Below are 23,827 nucleotides of genomic sequence, written 5' to 3' on the forward strand. Positions count from 1 at the left end.
AATTTTCTCATCTGAAATCGTATTTCCTAATTTGAAAAAGCCTTCAGAAAAGAAACTCGACGTTAATCTTCTATAATTCGCTGGTATCTGGTTTCAGAGGAATTATTCGAACTCTGCGTGAAAACACTTTCATGATAATCTTAGTTCAAAAGGAGGTGGGTCAAAATGCGTTTCACGGAAGGGCTGTGGAGATTGAGAGAGGGGGTACAGTTGTTCAGGCCAGAACAGGTGTACGAATACTCCTGCGATGGAAAAAGATTGATCCTTCGATCGCCGTTTCAGAGGGTGGAGCACCGGGGACAGACGCTTCAGGGTCCGGTCTTCGAGATCGAGATCTCCTCTCCGTTTGAAAACGTAATAAGAATTCGGTTCAGACATTTCAAGGGAGTACTCGAAAAGCCCCCGTACTACGAAATCTACCAGGACGAAAACTTCACACCGGATATCAAAGAAACAGAAGGAAGTTTTATCTTCACCTCAGGAAAGGCAAAAGCGATCATAAGGAAGAATCCCTTCGGTGTGGAATTCTTTTACGAAGATCGTTTCCTCACGAAATCGGATCTGGGATACGCCGTGGCACCAGAAGGGAGGTTCTGTCTTGAAAGACTCCACCTGAGTGTGGGAGAGATGATCTACGGTCTCGGAGAAAGGTTCTCACCTTTCGTCAAAAACGGTCAGAGAGTTGTCATGTGGAACGAGGACGCCGGAACGATCTCCGATATGACCTACAAGAACATCCCGTTCTATGTGAGCAGCAGAAAGTACGGTGTCTTCGTGAACGATCCTGGAAAGGTGGACTTCGAAATCGCAACAGAACATGTGGAAAAGGTGCAGTTCAGTGTGAAAGGAGAGACTCTGGACTATTTCATCATCGCCGGGAAAGATCTGAAAGAAGTTCTGGAACGCTACACACTTCTCACAGGACGACCAGAACTTCCTCCTGCCTGGAGTTTCGGACTCTGGCTCACCACATCCTTCACCACACAGTACGATGAGAGAACTGTGATGGAGTTCGTGGATGGCATGAGAGAGCGTGACATACCCCTTCATGTCTTTCACTTCGACTGCTTCTGGATGAAGGAGTTTCACTGGGTGGATCTTGAGTGGAACAGGGAGAACTTCCCCGACCCTGAAGGGTTGTTGAAACGTCTCAAAGAGAAGGGCCTGAAGGTGTGCGTCTGGATAAACCCCTATGTCTCTCAGTTTTCAAGTCTCTTTGACGAGGGAAAAGAAAAGGGTTATTTCCTGAAAAAACCAGACGGAGATGTCTGGCAGACGGACGACTGGCAACCAGGAATGGCGATCATCGATTTCACGAATCCCGAGGCGAGAAAATGGTTCGCTTCAAAACTGGAAAGATTGATAGATATGGGAGTTGACTGTTTCAAGACGGACTTTGGAGAGAGGATTCCCACAGATGTGGTCTATTACGACGGATCCGATCCTGAGAAGATGCACAACTACTACACCTATCTGTACAACAAAGTGGTCTTCGAAACCATTGAGAGAAAACTCGGAAAGAGAAACGCTGTCGTCTTCGCAAGGTCTGCAACGGCAGGGAGTCAGAAATTCCCGGTCCACTGGGGAGGAGATTGTCTGGCTTCCTATGAGTCCATGGCGGAAACCTTGAGAGGAGGTCTTTCTCTGGCACTGTGCGGTTTCGGTTTCTGGAGTCACGACATCGGAGGATTCGAGGACATCACAACACCGGATCTGTACAAGAGATGGGTGGCATTCGGTCTTCTGTCATCTCACAGCAGGCTCCACGGAAATTCGATGTACAAGGTTCCCTGGAACTTCGATGAGGAAGCGGTGGAGGTGCTCAGATTTTTCACGAAACTGAAGTGCAAGCTCATGCCCTATATATTCGCCAGCGCAGTCGAAGTACATGAGAGGGGAATCCCTGTCATGAGACCCATGATTCTTGAGTTTCCAGACGATCCCACCTGTCTCTATCTGGACAGACAGTACATGCTGGGAGAATCACTCCTTGTCGCTCCGATCTTCAGCGAGACGGGAGAGGTGACCTACTACCTTCCAGAGGGAGTCTGGACTCACTTTCTCACCGGCGAGAGGGTAGAAGGAGGAAGATGGAGAACAGAAAAATACGACTACTTCGGACTCCCACTCTTTACAAGACCGAACTCCATTATTCCGACAGGGTCCGTCGATGACAGGCCGGATTACGATTACGCAGACGGTGTCACATTGAACGTTTTTGAAATTTCAAACAAAACAGCGCATGTTTACAACACACGGGGCGAGGTGGAATTGAGTGTGAAAGTAGAGAGAAAAGGAAACGAGATACACGTTGAGGTCCTGAAGGACTCCAGAAAACCGTGGAAGCTGCTGTTCTGGAACGAAAGGCTTGAAGCTGTGGAAGGCGCTGAGACAAGAGAACTAGAAAAAGGAACAGAGGTGGTTCTCAGTTTTCAGAGAGCGATTTTAAAGACAAAATGAGGGCGCTTCTGCGCCCTCATTTCATAAGCACAAAATCGATACCGGCTATTTCACAGAAGGTTTTGATCTCCTCCACGTAGTCTCCGTAGACGCCGTGGATGTGGTTGGAGGAATATTTGGCCAGGAATTCGTCTATAGGTGTCTCCATCTTCAAAAACGCGTGCGGCCAGTTGTTTTGTATGCTGTCTGCTATCTCGTAGTTTTTCTCCTCCCCAAAGTCCACGAACTCTCCGGGAACGACTGTGAACCTGTACCTTCCATCTTCCCTCGTGAGTCTTCCAAGTGTCACTTTTCCGGGTGCTGCTATGTGTTTTACCGCTGCACCACCTGCGGGGAAGTAGAACGTCTGTGGATAGAACTCCACTTTCTTCATGTTCTCGTCTGGATTGAACGATCTGGCTGCAAAGTACGTTGCGTGGTTTCCTGAGTTGCACAGATCCAGTACATCGTACTCCTCCACGTAGTGTCTCACGTCCGCAAAGAGCACAGGTGTTTTTGCGATCAGCTTGAATATCTGCATCGTGAGCGCCCCATCGGAATCTGCCTCTGTCGCGCACACGATCGGTTCGTGCTCTCCTTCCCAGTCGTAGGGATCGTTCAGGAATGCTTCTGTCACATCCATCGTTACGAAGTGTTCTGTGAGTTCGAGCTGGCCTTTTATTCCCACAAAGTCTAATTCCATCTCCTCCACGATCTCCCTCACCGCGTGGTAGCTTTTTATCTGGAGTTCAAGCTTTTCTGGTGTGAGGTACTTCCCATCGTAGTGAACCGCTTTTGCTTTCTCTTCGATCCAGAGCCTTCCTTTCCTTGCACGCTCGTCTGGTATCAGCTGGCTTCTTCGAACGATCTCGAACTGGTCTATGTGCTCCACATCGACACCGAAGATCTTGTTCCACAGATCCACGTTCGGAACGGCCGTGTACATACCCATCGATCTTCCACCAAACACACCGTATCTCTGACCCCTGAGTTTTTTATAGGCGCTTCCCGCTCTGATGAATGCCATCACTTTCCTGAGAACTTTCTCGTCTTTTATGCTGCCCCACATCCTGTAGTGCTTCGTTCCGTCCTGTTCCAGAGCTCCCGCCGCAGAAAGCATCGCAACCATACCAGGATACTGCGGGTTTATGTTGGAAAAGAGCAAAAACGGTCCCGGTGCGAATTTGCTCGCAAGAACTGTGAAGTGAGGAAACGCCCACACCGCGTAGTTAAAGATGGTAACTTCCGCTCCTTCTTCTGCGAGTCTTCTTGCTTCTCTCTTCGCTATTGAAGGCTTCCACACGATTTCTTTCGCCCTGATTACCTCCACTTCTCCTGTTTCTTCCAGAGTTTTTGCTATCTCATCTTCGAACTTTTTCACAATGCCCTCAAGTTCCCTGTGCACGTACTCTCTTCCATCGGAAAAGCTGATGAGTCCTACTCTGTACTTTTCCTTCATTCTTCCACCGCCTCCAGCACGAGTGTTATACTGTCTATTTCAAGAATCTTTTTGGGTACTATAATTTCCAGGTTCTTCCCCACATTTTTGAAACTCAATCTCTCCCCCGTCAGGAAATGTTTCACTGTTCCTGCTGATAGATTGAGATCCTCAATTACAATTTTTTCTCCGACTGGGATGCCAAAAAAGATGGCAAAGATTCTGTTACATTTTCTGGTGAACCTGATCTCTGTTCCGTCCTCAGTCTTCGCACAGCACCTTTCCCAGACAGAAGTACCGTAGATGGCATCTCCGTACTTTCTCAGCCATTCACCAAGACCTAGAAGCCTTTCTTTTTGCAGATCCGGAATCGTTCCGTCACCCTTTGGCCCAACGTTCAAAAGGAGATTTCCTCCCTTGCTCACAACGTCCACGAGCGTGTAAATGAGCTGTTCAACAGAGAGCATGTGTTCCGGCCCTTCGTTTCGGTTGTATCCGAAGGAGAGTCCTATTCCCCTTGTGAACTCCCATTTGTAGCCCGGCAGATCCCCCGGATAGTTCACGTGGTACTCAGCCGTTTTGAAATCCCAGTGCGGCACTCCCCACCTGTCGTTCACAGCACCCTCTGAATGTTTGTTGTAGTAGTAAGTGAAGAGATACTTCAGGTCTTCCTTTCCTTTCTCCGGCCAGCCCATGTCGTTCCAAAGAACGTCGGGAAGGTACAGATCCACAAGTTCCATGACCTGTTTGTAGGCATAATCTGCGTATTCGTAGGTATTCGGCCTGATGTAAGAGAAATCCTCAGAGTATCTTATCGGCTCGGTCGTGAAGCGCCAGTCCAGACCCCCTGAGTAGTACACTCCAAATCTCAATCCTGCTTCCCTCACGGCTTTTGCAAGATCTCCTATGAGATCTCTCTTCGGTCCTCTCTTCACGGAGTTGAAATCTGTGTATTTCGTCCCCCACAGACAGAATCCATCGTGATGTTTCGTTGTCGGAATCACGTACTTCGCTCCTGCTTTTTTGAAGAGATCTGCCCACTCATGTGGATCCCACTTCTCTGCGGTGAAAAGATCTGCAAACTTCTCGTACTCGAAATCTTCCCCGTAGGTCTTCACGTGGTATTCCCAGGTGGGACTTTCTTTGATCCGAAGGGAATTTTCGTACCACTCCGCGTATGGATTCTGGAAAAACCACACATCCATCGGCACTTTACCGAGTTCACCGGTGGGCGTCGCCCATCCCGGAACAGAGTAAATTCCCCAATGGATAAAGATCCCAAATTTTGCTTCGTCGAACCATTTCGGTACTGTGTGTTCCCTCAGAGATTCCCATGTGGGTTTGTAACGATGACTCACTGTGCATCCCCCTTCTACAAATTAAACTTCTGGATAACTTCCTCATAGCTCAAGTCATCGTGTATGATGTATTTCAGGGCTGTCAGGACTTCTTCCATGTTTTCTCTCTGCCATAAGTTTCTTCCAAATATCACTCCTTTTGCACCTGACCTCATCGATTCCTGAACCACCTTCAGGATCTGTCTTGGATCGTCTGACTTTGGACCCCCGAGCACAAAAACGGGAACACGAAGCCTATGAATTATCCGAGAGAGACGACTTTCCCCCAAGAATTGAATCTTCAAAATGTCCGCTCCTATCTCCACGGCTATTCTCGCAGCAGATTCTATGAGATCAAGATCGTTCCCCTCTGAAACATTCTCCCCCCACAAAACCGGTTCGACTACCAGTGGCATATCCCAATGCTCACATTCTTCAACGGCCTTTGATATCACTTGAACTACTTCGGCTTGTGCACTCTTTTCTAATCCCCATGGAAATAGAATCTTCACGGCATCCACTGCCATTTTCACTGCCTGTTCTATGGAGTATATCAGCTTATGGGCGAATACTTTTTCGAATCCTCCCGGAACAGTTGAACCCATTGGAAGATCTATTGTTAGAATCCGAGCAGGGGCGCTTTTCCCTCTGAACAACTGATCTGTCAATCTCGCCACGCCAGGACTCAAAAGAACCCCATCCACACCACAGGGTATCGCTCTCTCTAAAGTTTCCACAGGATCCTCCAGTCCCTCTACGTTTCCAAACATCAAACCATGATCTAAAGCGATAATAAGAGACCTACCAGATTTCGGATTCAAAAACCTTGAAAATCTCACCGCCTTTCCACCATGCATCAGACTCACTCCTTATTTTAGAACCCATAAATTCTGTTTCTGAGTTTTAAATACTCAAGATATTTCCTTTGAAAGTAATCGCTCTCACCCGGGTAGAAATATTCATATTCAAAGTTTTGAGAAATTCTTTTGAAAAACTCTTCCCAATTCTTTTGGCCTGTTTTTGCGATTTTGGCTATCATAGCAGCACCAAGAGCGACGCTCTCGTGAACAGAGAAGACTTTCACGGCTCTGCCGAAAACACTTGCTTTTACCTTTAACCACTCTCTTAGCTGACTACCACCACCCGTTGCCACAACCTCATAGTTTTTCAATCCCAGTTTCTCGAATTCGCTAAGACAACCTCTCATTTCGAAAGCGATCGATTCAAGAACAGCAGAGATGATAACATCTCGATCATCCGTGTCTTTTAAGTTGAGGAACGCTCCTCCGATCTCTTCCCTGTCGAACGTACCACGGAGGTAGGGGAAGAAAAAGGCTGTGTTCTTTTGGTATTTAAACATCCTGAAAACGGAGTAATCTTCCTTGAGAATTTTGTTGAGGAGCCAGTCGATACAGAATCCACCCGTGGGAAGACCTGTGAGAAGATAGTACTTACCAGGGATACAGTGGAAACCAGCTTGGAACACCTTTGGAGCCTTCTTCAGGTACCCCTCCAAAGTTTCTCTACCGACCGTCCAGAGCATAGCCTCTGTCGTGCCAGAAGAATCCATCAACTTGGTTTCATCGTGAACACCAACGGCATAGGAAGCTGTTATATGGTCCTGACCAGCTGTTGTTACAATCACATCCTCAGGAAAACCGATTTCTTTGGAAATTTCTTCCCCTATCTTTCCTCGTGGAACTCCACTATCTACAACTTCGGGAAGGTGTTCTTTTGGAATGCCAGATGTTTCCACTAATTCATCGTCCCATTCTCCCGTGAGTATGTTCATCAACAACGTTCTTGAGGAGTGTGCCCTGTCCATCGCGACGTTTCCTGTCAACAAAAAGGCAATCAAACTTGTCACATCGAGCCATTTGTAAACTCTTTGACTCAGTTCTTCATTTCTTTTGTAGAACCTCTTCATTTTGAACACAGAGTATATCCACGAAGGCCATAACCCTGTTTTTTTGAATATCACAATCGGTGGAACTCTTTCCAGAAACTCTCTGTATTCCCTCAGAACACTTTTGTTGTACCACATCATTCCGTCCTGAAGTACTTCTCCATCTTTCGATATTGGAAACACCGTTTCTCCGAGTGAAGAAATTCCAATAGCTCCTATCTTCTTTTTTACCTCCTCTGGAATTTCTTTGAGAGATCTCAATATCTCTTCAAAAAGCTTTTTTGATGACAGAAAATCGCCCTCTTCACTGGAAATCACCGGCGTTTTGAATTTTTCCAAAAACACCACTTTGAAATAATCATTGAACACCAGAACTTTCGTGTTGGTTGTCCCCACATCTATACCGCAATACACAAACGATCCCTCACCTTACTGAGAAAAAATTCCCTTCATCAATGCCTTTTTGTGAGACGACAGGTATTCTTTCACCCCTTCAAGATCCAGACGATCGGTGACAAGTTTTTCGAAGGGAAACTCTCCAGATTCTATGATCTTCACCGCTTCTTTCATTGTAAAAGGATTCAGGTAAGACCCGAGCAGTTTCATCTCCTTTCGATAGATCTCGAACGGTGAGATCTCAACCGTCTTGTCTTTGGAGATGACGCTGAACTGAAGGAGGGTTCCACCTTTTCCTGTGTGCTCAAAGCAAGCTTTGAACCCTCCCACCGTACCAGAGCACTCGACAGTGAGATCGTACTCTCCTTTTGGTTCATCCACTTTCAATCCAAAAGTTTGTACAACGTATTCCGCGCGTTTCTCGTCCTTCTCCGCAAGGACTATCTCTGCACCCGGAAAAATTTTCTTGAAGATCAAACCAAAAATCACACCTATACTACCTGCTCCGACTACGAGGATTCTGTCGTGGAATCCGTGTTTCACCATCTTAACTCCTTCGAGAATACAGGAAAGCGGTTCTGCGAAAACGGCTCTTTCTGCGGGTACATTTCTCACAGGATAAACCTGTGAGTTCTCCACGAGCACGTATTCTGCAAATCCTCCTGGTTCTGTCACACCTGTTGCTCGAAGGTTCTCACAGAACTGAGGCATACCTTTTCTACAGTAGTCACACTTTCCACAGGATCTGTTGGGATCTATCACAACCATCTGCCCCTTTTTGAAAACACCCGATCTTTCAACGGCGCCGACGATCTCATGCCCTGGAACAACTGGATAGTTGGCGTTGGTGCCTCCAGAGAATATCTTGTAGTCGGTTCCACAAATACCGCACGCGAGTACTTTCACGAGGGTCTGATCTTCACCAGGAACGGGTATCTCTTTTTCCACAACACTTACAGTACCGGGTTTTTCTATCAAAAGTACTTTCATATTCTAACCTCCTCACCAGACGGTGTAACCTCCATCAATCACAAGATCGTGCCCTGTCATGTAATCCGAAGCAGGACTTGCAAGGAAGATGGCAGCTCCTATCAGATCGTCCACCTCTCCCAGTCTTCCAAGAGGGATCATGTCGAGCCAGAGGGGAACAAGATCTTTCACGTTTGGAGATTCTATAAGAGGTGTTCTGATGTATCCGGGGCTTATGCTGTTCACTCTGATTCCGTATGGGGCCCACTCGGCGGCCAGGGATCTGGTGAGGTGAATCACACCCGCTTTTGAAGCGTTGTAAGCTGTCTGTTTCTGAGGTTTGTTCACGATGTGGCCAGACATGGACGCGATGTTTATGATCTTTCCGTATTTTCTTTCCTTCATGGCGTGAAACTCTGCCTTTGCAGAAAGAAACACCCCAACCAGATTCACGTCTATGACCTTTTTCCACTTCTCAACCGGATAATTCTCCGCTTCACACCAGTCTCCTATTCCCGCGTTGTTGACTCCTATGTCGAGTCTTCCCCACCTATCCAGCGCCTTCTTGACTGCTCCAAAACAATCCTCTTCTTTTGTCACATCTCCAACATAGAAATCTGCTTCGCCACCTTTTTCTTTTATCTCTTCGACCGTTCTTCTGGCTGTTTCTTCGTTTATGTCCATGATTAAAGCAGCTGCACCCGCCGCTGCCAGCGCCTGAGCGATCGCCTTCCCGATGCCCTGTCCTCCACCAGTCACCAGAGCAACCTTTTCCTCTAAAGAAAAGAGTCTTTCAAGAATTGGCATACCATAATCCCCCCTATACGGAATTATCGAAGCTTCGTGACAATAAATATTCCTACTATAATAGAAAGAACAGTAGCTATGTAGATGGGTAAAAGGCTCTCGAGAAACCTCATCCATAGAAGATGTATGGCTACAAAAATTACAACAGATATAAAAATCCGGTCGAACAGATTGTACCTTGTACTCATAATTTCTCCCCCTCTTGAACAACTTATTCCTTAACAGCACCGAATGTCATTCCAGCAACTATATACTTCTGAACAAGGAAAAGGAAAACAAAAGCGGGAATCATAGTAACAATTGTCATAGCAGCCATTTCACCCCAGTTTGTTCCTGTAACGGTTACGAATTCTGCCAATCCTGTTGGCATTGTTCGAGCTCTGAAATTAGTCAAAGTCGATGCAAATAGATATTCATTCCACGAAAACAACCAAGTTAAGACTGCTGCTGCCATTATACCTGGCCGTGCTACCGGGAATATAATCTTCCATATTAATTGCCATAAATTTGCACCATCTACTAATGCTGCTTCGTCAATTTCTTTTGGAATACCATCTATTGTTCCTTTGAGTAACCATATAGCAAATGGTAGGTTAAAGACACAGTAAACCAGAATCAGAGCAAAATGTGTGTCATAGAAAAACGGAAGCACTTTTGCAAACAGGAGGTAAATAGGAAGAGTAAAAGCAGCGGGTGGTGCCATTCTATTTGTTAGTGTCCAGAAGAAAATATTATTGGATCCACGCAATCGGAACCGCGACAGGGAAAAAGTAGCCAAAAAAGCTAGAAATATTACAAGGAGGGTATTTCCTGTTGCGACTATTACAGAATTGAAGAGGAATTTTCCGTATATATCCCTAAAAAGAGGACGGATATAATTTTCCCAATAAAAAGAATTCAAAATAAGATCTGTTCTTGTAAACACTTCTAGCCTCGTTCTCAGGGAGACTAACAAAGTCCAGTAGATCGGGAAAATAGTGATAATGGAAAGAAAAATCCAAAGAACATACCATAATGCTTTGAAAACAGTTTTTTTCCTTATAGCCATCCTTTATCCCTCCTCGCGTCTGGTAACTACTTGGAGGAATAGCCAGCTTAGAACTATGGTCAAATAAAGCAGAAAAACAGAGATAGCAGATCCATAACCGTAGTCTGTTCTGGAAAACACCATTCTCCAAACATGTATACCAGTAAACCTTGTGGCTGTTCCAGGCCCTCCTCCTGTAAGCATCCACACCTCATCTACTATTCTTAGGGCATCCATCAAACGAATGAAGACAACAGTTAAGCTCACTGGTTTTAACAAAGGTAAAGTAACATGCCAAAAGGTTTGCCATCTGTTTGCCCCATCTATCTGAGCCTGCTCAAAAGGAGAACGTGGCAAAGCTGATAATCCTGCAAGGAACGAAAGAGTAACAAAGGGTGTCCAGTGCCAAACGTCCATAAGCACAACCGTCCAAAAGGCCTGAGTGGAGCTTCTTCCTATGTTGTACACAATCCCTATTTTTTCTAAATATCTGTAAATTATTCCAAGACCAGGATTTGTCATCAATTTCCACATGGCACCTATGGCAATCGGTGGCATCGCAAGAGGCAAAGTATGAATCAATCTGAAAGCATTTCTAAATCTATAAGGTTTCATCAATGAAATAGCAAGCATCAAACCCAAGAAGGTCTCAAGAGGGACGACTATTCCAGCGAACAACAAATTCTTACCCAAAGATGACAAGAAAGCTTCGTCGAATACCAATTTTCTAAAATTGTCGGCTCCTATCCAGATGGGTTTACCCGTGGCACTGAAGATGTTCCATCTGTAAAAAGAAAGGAACAGTGCATATATGAAGGGAACAACTCCTACAAAAAGAAGGATTACAATGGTGGGGGCCAGCAGCCCCCAACCTTTGCGTTCTTCCGATATTTTCATTTTTCAATCCCTCCACGCTTTGTTTTCAATATCCTAGTTCTGCAAGTGTTTCATCGATCTTTTTAGCTAGTTCGTCCAGAGCTTCATCAGGTGATATTTCCCCTCTCAGAGCTCTTGCAATGTACGGATATCCCATATCAACAATTATGGAGTGGAATGGGAATGGAGGAGCACCTGCAAACAACTTACCGTATTTTTCCATGAAGGAGAAATAATAGCTGAATTTAGGATCAGCCTTTTTAAGCTCTGGATCTTCAAACGTACTTTTTCTTACTACCCTCCCAGTTGCTAGAGCAAATGGGACTTGATTTTCCTTTGCGGTAACCCACTGAATGAACAGTAAGGCAGCTTCTTTGTGCTTAGAAGTTTTTGGTATTCCAAATGCACCTCCATCATAGTAACCAATGTAACCTCTTCCTTTAATGGCATCTTCCTTTACCTCAGGATAAGCAGGCGGGAGCGCTACTCCAATTTTCCCAACCACTTTAGAACGCGCTTCATCAGTAGCTATCCAACAAACATTCTCTCCGTATACAAATCCTTGAGCAGCTCGACCAGCAGCCATTGTAGCTGCCACTTCATCCCATGTACTCTGCAATGCTTCAGGCGGTGCATATTTCACTAACTCCACCCACCATCTTAAAGCTTTCTTTGCTTTTTCACCATTGAGCTGTCCTCCATTTTCAACGGAGGCTCGATAGTTATTCAAGTTAATACCCCAATTATAGACACCAAACATAGGAAGTATAGTCTCTACAAATTCATAGAAACAAGATGGATGAGAAGCTCCCTGCACAGTTGTACCCCAAAGCTCCAAATTATGTTTTTGAGCATATTCAGTGAAAAATTTCGCTATTTCCAGATATTCTTCAGGAGTTTTTGCAGGTTCCAATTCCTTGCCGTATTTTTCCTTATATTCTTTCCTTACGTTAGGATCATCAAAAAGATCTTTTCGATAAACATATGGTTTTACAAAAGCTTCAAATGGCAAACCAAAAAGATGACCTGTTTTAGGATCTTTGAAATAGTTTATAAAGTTGGTGAAATCTTCAAGATCAAGTTCTAGGTGAACGAGGTTCGATTTCTCTTTCATAAAAGCAGTTAGATCAGTCAAAAAACCTCGGTGTAGATACGAATATATGATGTCTTGTTCAACGTAAACAAAATCATAAACACCCGTTCCCATTTCCATATCTTTTATAGACTTATCGTACATCTGATCCCAAGATGTTGTTTCAAGAATGACTTTAATACCTGTTTCCTTTTCAAACAACGGTGCTAAAACTTCCTTAATGTACTTAGAAGGAGGGGTACTTTCGCTAATCCCTCTTATGGTTATTCCTTTGTACGGCTTTGCTGCTTCTGCCCACCACGAATTTTGGGAAAAACTAAGAATGGCCACTACCAATAACGCACTTAAAACAACCTTCGTAACAAACTTCTTCATACAAAACACCTCCTCTATGAAATATCGATCTTTCTCACCGATTATTCGTTAACAACCATAACTTTGACCACATTTGATCTATGATTTATAGCATATTCAAAGGCTCCTGCTAAATTATCCAAATTAAAATATTTGGAAATCAAAGATTTTAACACAAATTTTCCTTCAGAAATCAATTTTATGGCTCTGGGATAGGTGTTTGCATACCTGAAAACTGTCTCTATCCTAGCTTCTTTGGCAATCAACTCATTGACATTCAGGGGAACAGTGTTTGAAGGAGGTAAACCTACTAAAATTCCCGTTCCTCCTCTCGAAAGAAGATAAGGCACTTCAGAAACAGTTGTTTCACTGCCGGCTGTTTCAAAAACAACATCAAAACTGTTATGAAAAGCCTCATAATCTTCTCTTTTTTCCACTATTGCTACTCTTTTCGCCCCTAAATTCTTCGCAATTTCCAATTTCGAAGGAAAGATATCAAAAACTGTTACATCTGTTACTCCCACCGCTTTTAAACTTTGAAACACCATAATTCCGATGGTTCCTGAACCAAGTATTGCAACTTTGTGTTCGGGTTTGACTCCCGATCGTTCGACTGCCCACAATCCCACCGATAGAGGCTCTATCATTGCTCCCTCTTCATATGAGACGTTTTCTGGAAGTTTAAAGCAAAAATCTGCTGGATGTGTCACGTATTCTCTGAAAGCACCATCAATAGGAGGAGTTGCCCAAAATTTTACATCTGGGCACAGATTGTATCTTCCTGATTTGCAGTATTTACATTTTCTACAAGGTACTTGAGGTTCGATAGCGACTCTGTCACCCAGTTTCAAATCTTCTACTCCCTCTCCTACTTCCACAACTTCACCTGCTGCTTCATGTCCAAGAATAATAGGTTTTTCAACTACGAAATTTCCTATTCTCCCATGCTGGTAGTAATGAATATCGGAACCGCATATCCCTACTGCTTTAATCCTTATTAACACTTCGCCAGGGCCAGGAGAGGGAATTTCAATCTCTCTCATTTCAAATTCTTTAGGTCTCACCAGATAAACTGCTTTCATGTTATCACTCCTTCTGTAACCTTCATCATTTTTTGGTAACTCAAACGTTTGCTTTCACCGTTATTTTACATAGAGATTTGTTCAAATGTCAAGGGCCAAAATTCCCTATTTTTCATACTCATTAACCATTATCCTTGATTATTTTGAATTACTGCCCATTTTCTTTCTTTTTCTCATGCTTTTGATTACATATTGCCACGTAATAAGACATAATGCTAAAATAAAAAGCGAAAAACAGAAAATAAGATTTGGAGGTGATAATTTGAAAGGAATTTCTTTAAAAGATATTGCTCAACGATTGAACGTTTCTGTTTCAACGGTTTCTCGCGCTTTAAACGGAAAGCCTGGCGTCAGCAAACGTTTGCGTGAAAAAATTATAAAACTCGCCGAAGAACTAGGATACACACCCAATCCATTGGCAATCGGTTTGAAGAGCGGTACAACAAAATTGGTAGGAATTCTTGTTCCTGAGTTAAAGGGTGATTTTTTTGCTCTAATAGTTGAAAGTGTAGAAAGAGCATTGTACCATCTTGGGTATCGATTGTTGCTTTGCCCCACCGAAGACGATCCAAAAAAGGAGGAAGAACATCTCAAGATTTTGGTAAATCAAAAAGTCGAAGGAATACTCTCAGCACCTGCGAATTTTAAGGAAAACAAAGAGCTTTACGAGGTAATAATAAACGAATATAAAATCCCTGTTGTATTTTTTGACAGATTGGTTGAAGGAATAGAGACAGATTATGTTATATCTGACAATTCAGAGGGAATGAAGCTATTGATGGACTATTTGATTTCGCGGGGTCATAAAAAAATAGGATTCATTCATCCATTGCGAGGTATCTACACTTCTGAAATTCGTTTGAAAACTTTCCTTGAGTACAAAGACAAAATAGTCTTCAAAGAAGAATGGTTAATTGATGGAAAATCTTCAGAAGAAGATGCAAGGGAAGCTTTCCTCAACCTCATGCGTTCAAAAGAAAGGCCAACAGCAGTGATAATAGGTAGCTATCATATGACCCTTGGTTGTTTGAGAGCTGCAAAAGAAATGGCTTTGAAAATACCAGAAGATGTTTCAATAGTGAGCTTCGATGATGCACCATGGAATGAAATATTTGAACCCCCCATCACCTGTGTTTCACAAGATCCCAGAGAGATAGGATTAATTGCTGCTACCATTCTATTGAATAAACTAAAAAATAAAAAGCATAACAACACCAAAATGCAAATTGTTTTAAAAGTGAAATTCTTAAAAAGACTTTCTGTATCGACAATAAAGTGAGGGAGGTACTATCATGGCTACCATCCTCTGTACCGGCGAAATCCTCATCGATTTCATCTCCGAGGACAAAGGAAAGAACCTTTCACAGAGTGAGCTCTTCAGAAAAAAAGCGGGAGGTTCTCCTCTGAACGTCGCCGTTGCCCTCAGAAGACTGGGAAGAGAAGTTTCCTTTCTCGGAAAACTTGGAGGAGACCAGTTCTCCGAGTTCCTACTTGAGGTGATGAAAAAAGAAGGCATAGACACAACACACATCATCTTCGATTCTTCTTGTAAGACTACCCTCGCTTTTGTGGCAAGAGACGCTCAGGGAAATCCGGATTTCGTCTTCTTCAGAGAAAAACCAGCCGATACGAATCTGAGACCGGAAGAAGTGAACATCAACCCCGCACAATTTTCTTTCCTTCACATCGGATCATATTCTCTTGCCGTTGAACCATCGAGAAGCGCCTATTTGAAAGTGATGGAAACGTTTTTGGAAGAAGGGAAGCCCGTCTCTTACGATCCGAACGTGAGACCCTCACTGATAGAAGACAGAAACACCTTCGTGAAGGACTTTCTCGAGATCTCTTCGAAGGTAGATATTGTGAAACTCAGCGACAAGGATCTGGAATACATCTTCCAGGAAGATCTGGAAACTTCCGTTGAGAAGATTCCGATAAGAGAAGATGCAGTGCTCTTTGTAACAATGGGAGAGAAGGGATGTCTTGTGAAGTACAGAGGTAAAGTGCGTATGGTACCTGCTTTCAAGGTAGAACCAGTCGACGCAACGGGATGTGGAGATTCCTTCACGGCTGCTTTGATACACAAATACCTGGAGAAAAAACCAGAAACGATTGAAGATGCCGTTGAGATGGGAAGGTTCGCAAACGCCGTTGCGGCCATCGTCATCACGAGGGTAGGTGGGGTGGATGCGATGCCCACGTTAGATGAAGTCGAAACCTTTCTATCGAACCAGAAACGTTGAGTTGATACTTCATTAACCAAAAACCAACCGAAATTTCTAAAAATCCCCAGTTGGCTCTTAAAGAAGATGAGAGAAAATAGCCTTTGGGAGGTGGAAAGATGAAGATCTTTCTGGACACGGCAAATCTAGAGGAGATCAAAAAAGGTGTCGAATGGGGAATCGTCGATGGAGTCACAACGAATCCCACACTGATCTCAAAAGAAGGAGCCGAGTTCAAGCAAAGGGTGAAAGAGATCTGTGATCTGGTGAAGGGACCCGTCTCCGCAGAGGTTGTTTCACTTGATTACAAGGGTATGGTGAAAGAAGCAAGAGAACTTGCCCAGCTCAGCGAATACGTGGTGATCAAGATACCCATGACACCCGATGGAATCAGAGCGGTGAAGACACTCTCTGCCGAAGGGATTAAGACGAACGTGACTCTGGTGTTCAGCCCGGCACAGGCCATCCTCGCCGCCAAAGCGGGCGCAACCTACGTGAGCCCCTTCATCGGAAGGATGGACGACCTCTCAAACGATGGAATGAGAATGCTCGCCGAAATAGTCGAGATCTACGACAACTACGGATTCGAGACGGAGATCATCGCTGCAAGCATCAGACATCCGATGCACGTGGTGGAGGCAGCCCTCATGGGTGTGGACATCGTGACAATACCATTTGCCGTGCTGGAGAGACTCTTCAAACACCCAATGACGGATCTTGGAATAGAAAGGTTCATGGAAGACTGGAAAAAGTATTTGGAGAACCTGAAGAAATAAAGAGCCCGCCACCCGGCGGGCTTTTTCATGAGCTACATGTTGATGATATCTTCATTAGATTTTGTTTGAAGAACTTTCTTTTTTATCACAAGTATTTTAGAAGGATTTACACTCAACTCATCTACTCCTAATTTAATTAATTTAGGAACAAAATTCTCATCTGAAGCAACTTCACCACACACACCAACCTCGATACCATTTTTATGGGCATTCTCAATCGTCATTTTGATGAGTCGTAAAATAGCAGGGTGAGATGGATTGTACAAGTAGGAGACAGATTCATTTGTTCTATCGACTGCCAGAGTGTATTGAATTAGATCATTTGTACCAATACTGAAGAAGTCAACTTCTTTTGCAAGGATATCAGATATGAGAGCAGCCGCTGGAGTTTCTACCATTATTCCAACCTTTACATTCCTATCGAAAGATATTCCTTCCTTTCGCAATTCTTCTTTACACTCTTCCAATATGGTTTTTGCTTTTAAAACTTCCTCTTCACAACTTATCATTGGAAACATAATCTTTAGATTTCCATAAATAGAAGCTCTTAAAAGAGCTCTCAGCTGTGTTTTAAAAATATCTTTTCTGTTCAAACACAATCTTATGGATCGATATCCAAGAAAGGGATTTTCTTCTTTTCCTATCTCTGCATACAAATAAGGTATTATCTTATCTCCGCCAACGTCCAGGGTTCTTATTATAACAGGCTTACCCCTCATTCTTTCCAAAACAGTCCTATAGAACTTGAACTGCTCTTCTTCAGATGGTGGCTTTTCTCTATTCATGAATAGAATTTCTGTTCTCATAAGTCCTATTCCCTCTGCGTTATTCTTTAAAGCGATGTCAAGCTCCTCCAAATTTCCTATGTTTGCAAAAAGTTTTATTCTTCTCCCATCAGATGTTCTGGTTTCAAGGTGAAGAATATCTCTCAATTCCATTCTTTCCTTGTATTGATCTATTATTCGTTCTCTGTAATTTTCCAAAACACTTTTTTCGGGATTCACATGAACTAATCCTATGTTGCCATCAACAATTAGAAGATCTCCATTTTTAATCATTCGGGTGGCTTCCTTAACTCCCAAAATCAGCGGAATACCAAAAGATCTGGCAATAATAACAGCATGAGAGGTTTTCCCGCCTTTTTCCAGCACAATGGCTTTGATGCGTTCTTTTCTCATTTTTGCTGTTTGAGATGGTGTCAGGTCTTTTGCTACCAAAACACAATCCTCAGGTATATTCCAAAGATCAGGCTCCGATTTCCCTGATAATATTCTGATGAGTCTTATTCCAACATCTTTTACATCAACCGCTCGTTCCTTCATATATTCGTCATTCAAACCCAAAAGCATTTCCTCAAAAAAGCGAATAGATTCTTTAACAGCTACTGAAACGTTCTTTCCTTCATCTATCTTTCTCTCAACCATTTTTAGAAACTCGGGATCATCAAGTATCAATAAATGGGCTTCGAATATCATTGCATCCTTTTCACTCAATTCCTCCTGAGCCTTTTTTTTCAATTCCCTTATTTGTTTCTTTGCTTCATCTATTGCCTTAAAGAATCTTTCCAGTTCATAATGCTTCCCATTATATTCTTGGAAACCGCTATCGGTGTCGGCTTCTTCTTGCAGAACATATGCTTTTCCCAGTTCAATACCCTCAGATGCTGGAATTCCTTTCATTAACATAATGTCTCTTACCCCCATATCATTCTGCTAGGTTTTCCAGCAATTCTGTCAGTCTCTTTATTGCCTCTTCCTCGTCTTCACCGGAAGCTCTAAGAATGATCTCGTCACCCTGTTTTATTCCCATTGCCAAAACTTGGAGGATGCTCTTCGCATTCGCTTCCTTCCCTTCTTTTACTATGAAGATATCACTTTTAAGTTTTCCAGCTTCCGATACAAAGATACTGGCAGGTCTCGCATGTAGTCCCGTTGGATTTTTTAATGTAATCTTCGCTTCAACCATCAGATAATCTACCTCCTTACTCAGATCTTTTAGGTTTCAGTGTGGAGAGTATCAAAGCAGTTACCAAAGTACCTGCTGTTATTGAAATCAAGTACATGAACAGATTGCTAACAGCATTTGGTATTGGAAGAACGAATATTCCACCGTGTGGCACTGCAAGAGTACATCCAAACAGCATGCTTAAAACAGATGCAACTGCCGATCCCGCCATGATAGAAGGAATCACTCTAATAGGATCCGCCGCGGCGAATGGAATCGCTCCCTCTGTTATAAAGGAAAGTCCGAGGAAGAATGCCGCCTTTCCAGCTTCTCTTTCTTCTGTGGTAAATTTGTCCTTTGCAAGAATAGTCGCCAGTGCCACTCCAAGAGGAGGAGTCATACCTGCCGCCATCACTGCTGCCATCACAACCGAGGGCTGCCCAGAAGAAAGTGTTGACACTGCAAAAGTATAAGCAGCTTTGTTTACAGGTCCTCCCATATCAAAAGCCATCATCAAACCAAGGAGTATCCCAAGGAGAACCATACTGGTGTCATTCATACTATTAAGCCAGCTTGTCAAGGAACTGTTCAAAGCAGCGACTGGTTTTCCTACAACATAAAGCATTCCAAGCCCCACAATTAATGTGGAGAGAACAGGAATTATAAGAACTGGTTTCAATCCCTCGAGAGATTTGGGAAGTTTTATGGTCTTTTTTAGCCACGCCGTCAAATATCCTGCTCCAAAACCAGCTGCTATTCCACCAAGAAAACCAGCTCCTATTCTGCTAGCAAGCAGTCCTCCTATCATTCCCGGTGCAAGGCCTGGTCTATCCGCAATTGAAAACGCTATAAAACCAGCCAAGATCGGTACCATCAGTGAAAATGCAGCATTCCCTCCTATTTCCATAAGGGCAGCTGCGAAAGATCCTTCTTGTTCAAATGCTCTGATACCGAATGCGAAAGAAATTGCTATTAAAATCCCTCCTGCCACAACAAACGGAATCATGTGTGAAACACCGGTCATCAAATGTTTATAAACGCCCTTTGCTTTTTCCTTTCTCTCAGATTTAACCTTGTAAACTTCATCAACAAAATTTTTTCTTTCCATGTTCAGAGCTTTCTGAATGAGGCTTTCTGCATTTTTTATAGCGTCTTGCACACTTGCCTTCAAAATGGGCAATCCAGCGAATCTCTCTTCGTCTATTTTCGTATCACAGGCCAGAATAACCGCGTGTGCTTCCCTCAGATCTTCAGACGTTATTACATTTTCTGCGCCAACAGATCCCTGGGTTTCAACCTTGATTTCCACACCCATTTTCTTTGCAGCCATCTGAAGCGCTTCTGCTGCCATATAAGTATGTGCAATCCCAGTTGGACAGGATGTTACAGCCACAATCTTCTTTTTCATTTTCCCCTTCCTCCTTTCTACTCACTTTCTGTAAAGGCATCTATAACATCCTCAAAAGATTTTGCATTAAAAAGTTTGTTTCTAACATTCTCGTGCATTAATTTTCTAGAAATGAAACTCAATATTCTAAGATGTTCGTCACTTGAGTCTTCTGGAACTGCTATCAAAAAGAAAATATACGCGGGTTTTCCATCCATAGAATCGAAATCAACACCATTTTTCGATACACCAAAAGCGATACAAGGTTCTTTAACTGAACTATCCTTACCATGTGGAACCGCTATTCCCATACCGATTCCTGTTGAAAATTCTTCTTCTCTTTTTAAAACTGCTTTTTTAAACTTTTCTTTGTTGGTTATTTTTCCACTTTTGTGGAGAAGATCGATCAGCTCATCAATGACTTCTATCTTTGACTTTGACCTAAGATCAAAACTCATACATCCTGGAGAAAAGAGTTTTTCCAACTCCATTACATCACCAACCTTTCTAATTTTATTTTTTTAAGGAATCTTTCTATATCTTTCTTGATAGGAGGCTTTACTCCTTCTGTTGCTACCTTTGCTGTGGCACAGGCAACTGCCAATTTAAAAATTTCCTCATCGTTCATCCCTTTTGAAAGACCATAAGAAATGGCTGCGACCATGGAATCTCCTGCTCCAGCGGTACTTTTTACTTCAACGGGAATTCCTTTTGAATAAAGAGATATTTGTTCTGTAACAAAAACTGCCCCTTTATCACCCATTGAAACGAGTACCTTTTTTACACCTTTCTGAAAGAGTGATTTTGCAGATCTAGCTATGGCCAATGGATTTTCTTCGTTGAGAGTTAGAACACTCTGAAGTTCGTTGATATTTGGCTTTAGAATATCGGGGTTCCCCTCCAAACCATATTTAAGGGCTGTTCCATCTGCATCGAAAATAACAACTGTTCCCTTCCTTTTCAAAAGTCTGATAATCTCGACATAGAAATCCGCTTTTACTCCCGAGGGAAGGCTTCCGGACAAGACGAAAATGTCATTTGGATTTGCCAGGGTTCTCAGTTTATCTAACAGAACATTCTTGTCTTTTTCTGTTATTTCAAATCCATTCTGATTAAGATCTGTATATACCTCATCTTTTTCCTCAACTATCTTTATGTTCGTTCTTGTAAAACCTTCAACCAAGACGAAGTCGAAGTCTAATTTCATATCTTGAAGATATTTTGTGAACCAGGAACTATTCTCCTTGCCAAGAAAACCAAGTACTTTTGATTTTCCCCCCAGGATTTTTATCACTTTTGAAACATTGATCCCCTTTCCACCAGCATCCATCAAGAAATAGCGACTTCTATTAACTTTCCCTCTTTCCAATGTGTCAATGTAAATGGTGATATCAATTGCAGGGTTGGGTGTAACTGTATAAATCAATCCGTCATCACCTTCCCTGTGATAATATTTATTCCTAGCTTTTCATACTCACGTTTTTGATCTTCTGAAATACTATCAGTGATGATATAGTCTAAGTCTTCTACAGAACATATGAAAGAAAAAGTCACCTGGTCAAATTTTGAACTATCAACGACTAAAAATCTTTCTTTAGATATTTCTATCATGGTTCTTTTTATCATTGCTTCGATAAGACTAGGAGTTGTTACTCCATATTTTATAGATACACCGTTCGCACCAATAAAGGCTTTGTCAACTCTAAACTGTCTGAGAACCATCTGTGCAATATCCCCAACAAGTGCTTTGGTTTTCGTCCTTATGATCCCTCCTGTTACAATCACTTCAAAGTTATCGTTATTGGATAAATCATTCGCTATATTTACAGAATTTGTTATTATGGTCACATTTTTAGCTACTATGTTCTGAGCAATGTATTTTGTTGTTGTCCCTGCATCCAAAATTATGGTATCGCCATCTCTCACGAAAGAAGCGGCTATCTTTCCAATGCACTCTTTCTCCTTCTTAAATTTTTCTTCTTTTTCATCAAAAGAAAGTTCAAAAGATGTGAGGGAACTATCAATGGCTCCTCCATGTGTTCTCTTTAATATCCCCAGATTCTCAAGTTCTCTGAGATCTCTTCTGATGGTAGACTCAGATACCTCAAAAAGCTTTGCAAGTTCCGAAACTCTCACACTTTTTCCACTTTTTATGATCTGTGCTATTCGATTTCTTCTTTCTTCCGCGAACATACTCATTCCTCCTTTTTTGATCGATTGTGATCGCTTTATGATTGATTATGACATATTGTGATTGTTCATGATCATTTCTCATTCTAGATTATAAAGATGCCATGAGTCAAGATTTTTAATTAAATACAGATAACGATTAGATTACAGAAACAAACATGGTATCCAGGTGGAAAATATAAAAATTGAGGTGGGCAAAAGATTTTGAACTTTTTATCAAACAAAGTGCAAAGAAGACACCATCTTAAGGTGGGGATGAATTTGTGAAATATGCTATAATACGATTACAACTACGACCAAAAATCGCTGTCGTCGAGTAGGGTGGGAACCGTCCGAGTTCATACCCGTGGACCGTGTTCTGGCGGCGGAACCCGAAAGGGGTCTACGAGCCATCAGGGGTTGAAACGGGAAGTCACACCTTCTGTAAGGTGCGGTAATTCATGAAAAAATAAGGTGGGAACAAAAGGGATTTTGGAGAGTTTTTCCTTAGTGATGAGGAGAAAAAAGCCCGCCACCCGGCGGGCTTTTTTAAGCTACCCACATGTTGTCTATGTGAACGACCACCTTGTTTCCTTCGTATCCGAGGATCTTTCTCAAATCGGAAGATTTGTGACCCGCTATTTTCTCCAGATCCGAAGACGAGTAATTCACGATTCCTCGACCGACGAGTTCTCCTTCTTCGTTCACTATCTCCACCACATCTCCCACATCGAACGTTCCTTCCACACCTGTGACACCAACAGGCAGAAGGCTATTACCGCTTTTGAGTGCCTCTTCAGCTCCTTTGTTTACGTATATCTTTCCTGCAGGTTCTGAGAGAAAGGCAATCCAGGCTTTTTTTGCTTTCAAGCGTCCTTGTGGTTCAAAAACAGTACCGACAGGTTCTCCCTTCACAAACCTTGTGAGGTTTGAAACGTCGTTTCCGCTGCATATGGTCGCTTTCACACCGCATCTTGAAGCCATCAACGCAGATTCTATCTTGGATCTGATACCACCAGTTCCCCAGCTGCTCTTTCCCATATCTTTCAGTTTCACCGACTCGTCGAATCTTTCGACGAGTTTTCCGTTCTCATCGATGACTCCATCCACCGTTGTGAAAAGCACAAGGAAGTCCGCATCCCAGGCTATCGAGAACATGGCAGCGAGCGTGTCGTTGTCACCGAGTGTGATCTCCTCTGTTGCAACTGTGTCGTTTTCGTTCACGATGGGTACAACATCGAACTCCGAGAGTCCGATCAGTGTGTTTCTGAGGTTCAGGTACCTTTTTCTGTTGGAAAAAGTGTCCCTTGTGAGCAGGATCTGGGCGATTTTGATGCCATAGAAATCGAAGGCGTTTTCGTACACCTTCATGAGCTGGACCTGTCCCACAGCGCAGAGAGCCTGTTTTATGTGAAGGTCCTGTGTTCTCTTTCCTTTTCCAAGATAAGTAAAGCCCGCAGCGCGGGCCCCAGATGTGATGATGGAAATTTCGTGCCCTTGACTTTTCAAACGTGCAACCTCGCGACAGAGTTCTGCGATGTAAGACTTTCTCAAGCCAGAACTTCCCACAAGCAGGTTGCTTCCAACCTTTACAACGACTTTCAT

General features: G+C 43.0%; 21 protein-coding genes. 4 read left to right on the forward strand and 17 right to left on the reverse strand.

Annotated elements, in window-relative coordinates; all coding sequences use genetic code 11:
- Positions 1-165: 165 nt before the first annotated feature.
- The gene (gene yicI, locus T2812B_RS03250) at positions 166-2,460 is read left to right on the forward strand and encodes an alpha-xylosidase (protein WP_008193673.1); all 2,295 of its coding nucleotides are present in this window, start codon (positions 166-168) and stop codon (positions 2,458-2,460) included.
- A 16-nt stretch (positions 2,461-2,476) separates the two neighbouring features.
- On the opposite strand, the gene T2812B_RS03255 is transcribed toward yicI, so the two are convergent.
- The 10 genes from T2812B_RS03255 to T2812B_RS03305 form a co-directional block, all read right to left on the reverse strand.
- Positions 2,477-3,898: an L-fucose/L-arabinose isomerase family protein gene (locus T2812B_RS03255; RefSeq protein ID WP_008193676.1), complete on the reverse strand. Its 1,422-nt coding sequence runs from the start codon at positions 3,896-3,898 to the stop codon at positions 2,477-2,479.
- Positions 3,895-5,235 (reverse strand): alpha-L-fucosidase, encoded by a 1,341-nt coding sequence (locus tag T2812B_RS03260; RefSeq protein ID WP_008193678.1) that lies wholly within the window; start codon positions 5,233-5,235, stop codon positions 3,895-3,897. Before T2812B_RS03260 ends, T2812B_RS03255 begins: the two co-directional genes overlap by 4 nt.
- 14 nt (positions 5,236-5,249) lie before the next feature.
- Entirely contained in the window at positions 5,250-6,071 is an 822-nt protein-coding gene (locus tag T2812B_RS03265) for a class I fructose-bisphosphate aldolase (protein ID WP_008193680.1), read from the reverse strand.
- 17 nt (positions 6,072-6,088) lie between these two features.
- The gene (locus T2812B_RS03270; RefSeq protein ID WP_008193683.1) at positions 6,089-7,534 is read right to left on the reverse strand and encodes an L-fuculokinase; all 1,446 of its coding nucleotides are present in this window, start codon (positions 7,532-7,534) and stop codon (positions 6,089-6,091) included.
- 15 nt (positions 7,535-7,549) lie between these two features.
- Positions 7,550-8,506, reverse strand: a complete 957-nt coding sequence (locus T2812B_RS03275; protein WP_008193685.1) for a mannitol dehydrogenase — start codon at positions 8,504-8,506, stop codon at positions 7,550-7,552.
- A 12-nt stretch (positions 8,507-8,518) separates the two neighbouring features.
- Complete coding sequence (locus T2812B_RS03280) at positions 8,519-9,292, reverse strand: SDR family NAD(P)-dependent oxidoreductase (protein ID WP_008193687.1); 774 nt, start codon at positions 9,290-9,292, stop codon at positions 8,519-8,521.
- Between the two features lie 211 nt (positions 9,293-9,503).
- Positions 9,504-10,340: a carbohydrate ABC transporter permease gene (locus T2812B_RS03290; RefSeq protein ID WP_008193689.1), complete on the reverse strand. Its 837-nt coding sequence runs from the start codon at positions 10,338-10,340 to the stop codon at positions 9,504-9,506.
- A 3-nt stretch (positions 10,341-10,343) separates the two neighbouring features.
- Positions 10,344-11,216 carry a carbohydrate ABC transporter permease gene (locus T2812B_RS03295; RefSeq protein WP_008193691.1) on the reverse strand — a complete coding sequence of 291 codons (873 nt, stop codon included), beginning with the start codon at positions 11,214-11,216 and terminating at the stop codon, positions 10,344-10,346.
- Between the two features lie 25 nt (positions 11,217-11,241).
- Positions 11,242-12,663 (reverse strand): ABC transporter substrate-binding protein, encoded by a 1,422-nt coding sequence (locus tag T2812B_RS03300; protein ID WP_008193694.1) that lies wholly within the window; start codon positions 12,661-12,663, stop codon positions 11,242-11,244.
- 41 nt (positions 12,664-12,704) lie between these two features.
- Positions 12,705-13,724, reverse strand: a complete 1,020-nt coding sequence (locus T2812B_RS03305) for an NAD(P)-dependent alcohol dehydrogenase (RefSeq protein WP_008193698.1) — start codon at positions 13,722-13,724, stop codon at positions 12,705-12,707.
- Positions 13,725-13,809: 85 nt separating this feature from the next.
- Here T2812B_RS03305 and T2812B_RS03310 point away from each other — a divergent pair, with 85 nt between their 5' ends.
- From T2812B_RS03310 to fsa, 3 genes are all read left to right on the forward strand, one after another.
- Positions 13,810-15,003 (forward strand): LacI family DNA-binding transcriptional regulator, encoded by a 1,194-nt coding sequence (locus tag T2812B_RS03310; RefSeq protein ID WP_008193701.1) that lies wholly within the window; start codon positions 13,810-13,812, stop codon positions 15,001-15,003.
- A 13-nt stretch (positions 15,004-15,016) separates the two neighbouring features.
- Positions 15,017-15,967, forward strand: a complete 951-nt coding sequence (locus T2812B_RS03315; protein ID WP_008193704.1) for a carbohydrate kinase — start codon at positions 15,017-15,019, stop codon at positions 15,965-15,967.
- A gap of 98 nt (positions 15,968-16,065) precedes the next feature.
- On the forward strand, positions 16,066-16,722 hold the full coding sequence (gene fsa, locus T2812B_RS03320; protein ID WP_008193708.1) for a fructose-6-phosphate aldolase: 657 nt from the start codon (positions 16,066-16,068) through the stop codon (positions 16,720-16,722).
- 32 nt (positions 16,723-16,754) lie between these two features.
- On the opposite strand, the gene ptsP is transcribed toward fsa, so the two are convergent.
- From ptsP to proB, 7 genes are all read right to left on the reverse strand, one after another.
- Positions 16,755-18,407 carry a phosphoenolpyruvate--protein phosphotransferase gene (gene ptsP / locus T2812B_RS03325; RefSeq protein ID WP_008193710.1) on the reverse strand — a complete coding sequence of 551 codons (1,653 nt, stop codon included), beginning with the start codon at positions 18,405-18,407 and terminating at the stop codon, positions 16,755-16,757.
- 19 nt (positions 18,408-18,426) lie between these two features.
- Entirely contained in the window at positions 18,427-18,687 is a 261-nt protein-coding gene (locus T2812B_RS03330) for an HPr family phosphocarrier protein (protein WP_008193712.1), read from the reverse strand.
- A gap of 16 nt (positions 18,688-18,703) precedes the next feature.
- Entirely contained in the window at positions 18,704-20,074 is a 1,371-nt protein-coding gene (locus T2812B_RS03335; protein WP_008193714.1) for a PTS fructose transporter subunit IIC, read from the reverse strand.
- Between the two features lie 17 nt (positions 20,075-20,091).
- A complete protein-coding gene (locus tag T2812B_RS03340) occupies positions 20,092-20,544 on the reverse strand; it encodes a PTS sugar transporter subunit IIA (RefSeq protein WP_008193715.1) in 453 nt (150 codons plus the stop codon).
- A complete protein-coding gene (pfkB, locus tag T2812B_RS03345) occupies positions 20,544-21,479 on the reverse strand; it encodes a 1-phosphofructokinase (RefSeq protein ID WP_012310649.1) in 936 nt (311 codons plus the stop codon). Before pfkB ends, T2812B_RS03340 begins: the two co-directional genes overlap by 1 nt.
- Positions 21,476-22,246: a DeoR/GlpR family DNA-binding transcription regulator gene (locus T2812B_RS03350; protein ID WP_008193719.1), complete on the reverse strand. Its 771-nt coding sequence runs from the start codon at positions 22,244-22,246 to the stop codon at positions 21,476-21,478. Before T2812B_RS03350 ends, pfkB begins: the two co-directional genes overlap by 4 nt.
- A 525-nt stretch (positions 22,247-22,771) precedes the next feature.
- Positions 22,772-23,827, reverse strand: a complete 1,056-nt coding sequence (gene proB / locus T2812B_RS03355; protein ID WP_008193722.1) for a glutamate 5-kinase — start codon at positions 23,825-23,827, stop codon at positions 22,772-22,774.

This window comes from Thermotoga sp. 2812B, from assembly GCF_000789335.1.
Classification (GTDB): domain Bacteria; phylum Thermotogota; class Thermotogae; order Thermotogales; family Thermotogaceae; genus Thermotoga; species Thermotoga maritima.

Coding starts and splice junctions, on each gene's coding strand:
- yicI (WP_008193673.1), top strand. CDS start 166: ATGCGTTTCACGGAAGGGCTGTGGAGATTGAGAGAGGGGGTACAGTTG.
- T2812B_RS03255 (WP_008193676.1), bottom strand. CDS start 3,898: ATGAAGGAAAAGTACAGAGTAGGACTCATCAGCTTTTCCGATGGAAGA.
- T2812B_RS03265 (WP_008193680.1), bottom strand. CDS start 6,071: ATGCATGGTGGAAAGGCGGTGAGATTTTCAAGGTTTTTGAATCCGAAA.
- T2812B_RS03275 (WP_008193685.1), bottom strand. CDS start 8,506: ATGAAAGTACTTTTGATAGAAAAACCCGGTACTGTAAGTGTTGTGGAA.
- T2812B_RS03280 (WP_008193687.1), bottom strand. CDS start 9,292: ATGCCAATTCTTGAAAGACTCTTTTCTTTAGAGGAAAAGGTTGCTCTG.
- T2812B_RS03290 (WP_008193689.1), bottom strand. CDS start 10,340: ATGGCTATAAGGAAAAAAACTGTTTTCAAAGCATTATGGTATGTTCTT.
- T2812B_RS03295 (WP_008193691.1), bottom strand. CDS start 11,216: ATGAAAATATCGGAAGAACGCAAAGGTTGGGGGCTGCTGGCCCCCACC.
- T2812B_RS03300 (WP_008193694.1), bottom strand. CDS start 12,663: ATGAAGAAGTTTGTTACGAAGGTTGTTTTAAGTGCGTTATTGGTAGTG.
- T2812B_RS03305 (WP_008193698.1), bottom strand. CDS start 13,724: ATGAAAGCAGTTTATCTGGTGAGACCTAAAGAATTTGAAATGAGAGAG.
- T2812B_RS03310 (WP_008193701.1), top strand. CDS start 13,810: ATGTCAAGGGCCAAAATTCCCTATTTTTCATACTCATTAACCATTATC.
- T2812B_RS03315 (WP_008193704.1), top strand. CDS start 15,017: ATGGCTACCATCCTCTGTACCGGCGAAATCCTCATCGATTTCATCTCC.
- fsa (WP_008193708.1), top strand. CDS start 16,066: ATGAAGATCTTTCTGGACACGGCAAATCTAGAGGAGATCAAAAAAGGT.
- ptsP (WP_008193710.1), bottom strand. CDS start 18,407: ATGTTAATGAAAGGAATTCCAGCATCTGAGGGTATTGAACTGGGAAAA.
- T2812B_RS03330 (WP_008193712.1), bottom strand. CDS start 18,687: ATGGTTGAAGCGAAGATTACATTAAAAAATCCAACGGGACTACATGCG.
- T2812B_RS03335 (WP_008193714.1), bottom strand. CDS start 20,074: ATGAAAAAGAAGATTGTGGCTGTAACATCCTGTCCAACTGGGATTGCA.
- T2812B_RS03340 (WP_008193715.1), bottom strand. CDS start 20,544: ATGGAGTTGGAAAAACTCTTTTCTCCAGGATGTATGAGTTTTGATCTT.
- T2812B_RS03350 (WP_008193719.1), bottom strand. CDS start 22,246: ATGTTCGCGGAAGAAAGAAGAAATCGAATAGCACAGATCATAAAAAGT.
- proB (WP_008193722.1), bottom strand. CDS start 23,827: ATGAAAGTCGTTGTAAAGGTTGGAAGCAACCTGCTTGTGGGAAGTTCT.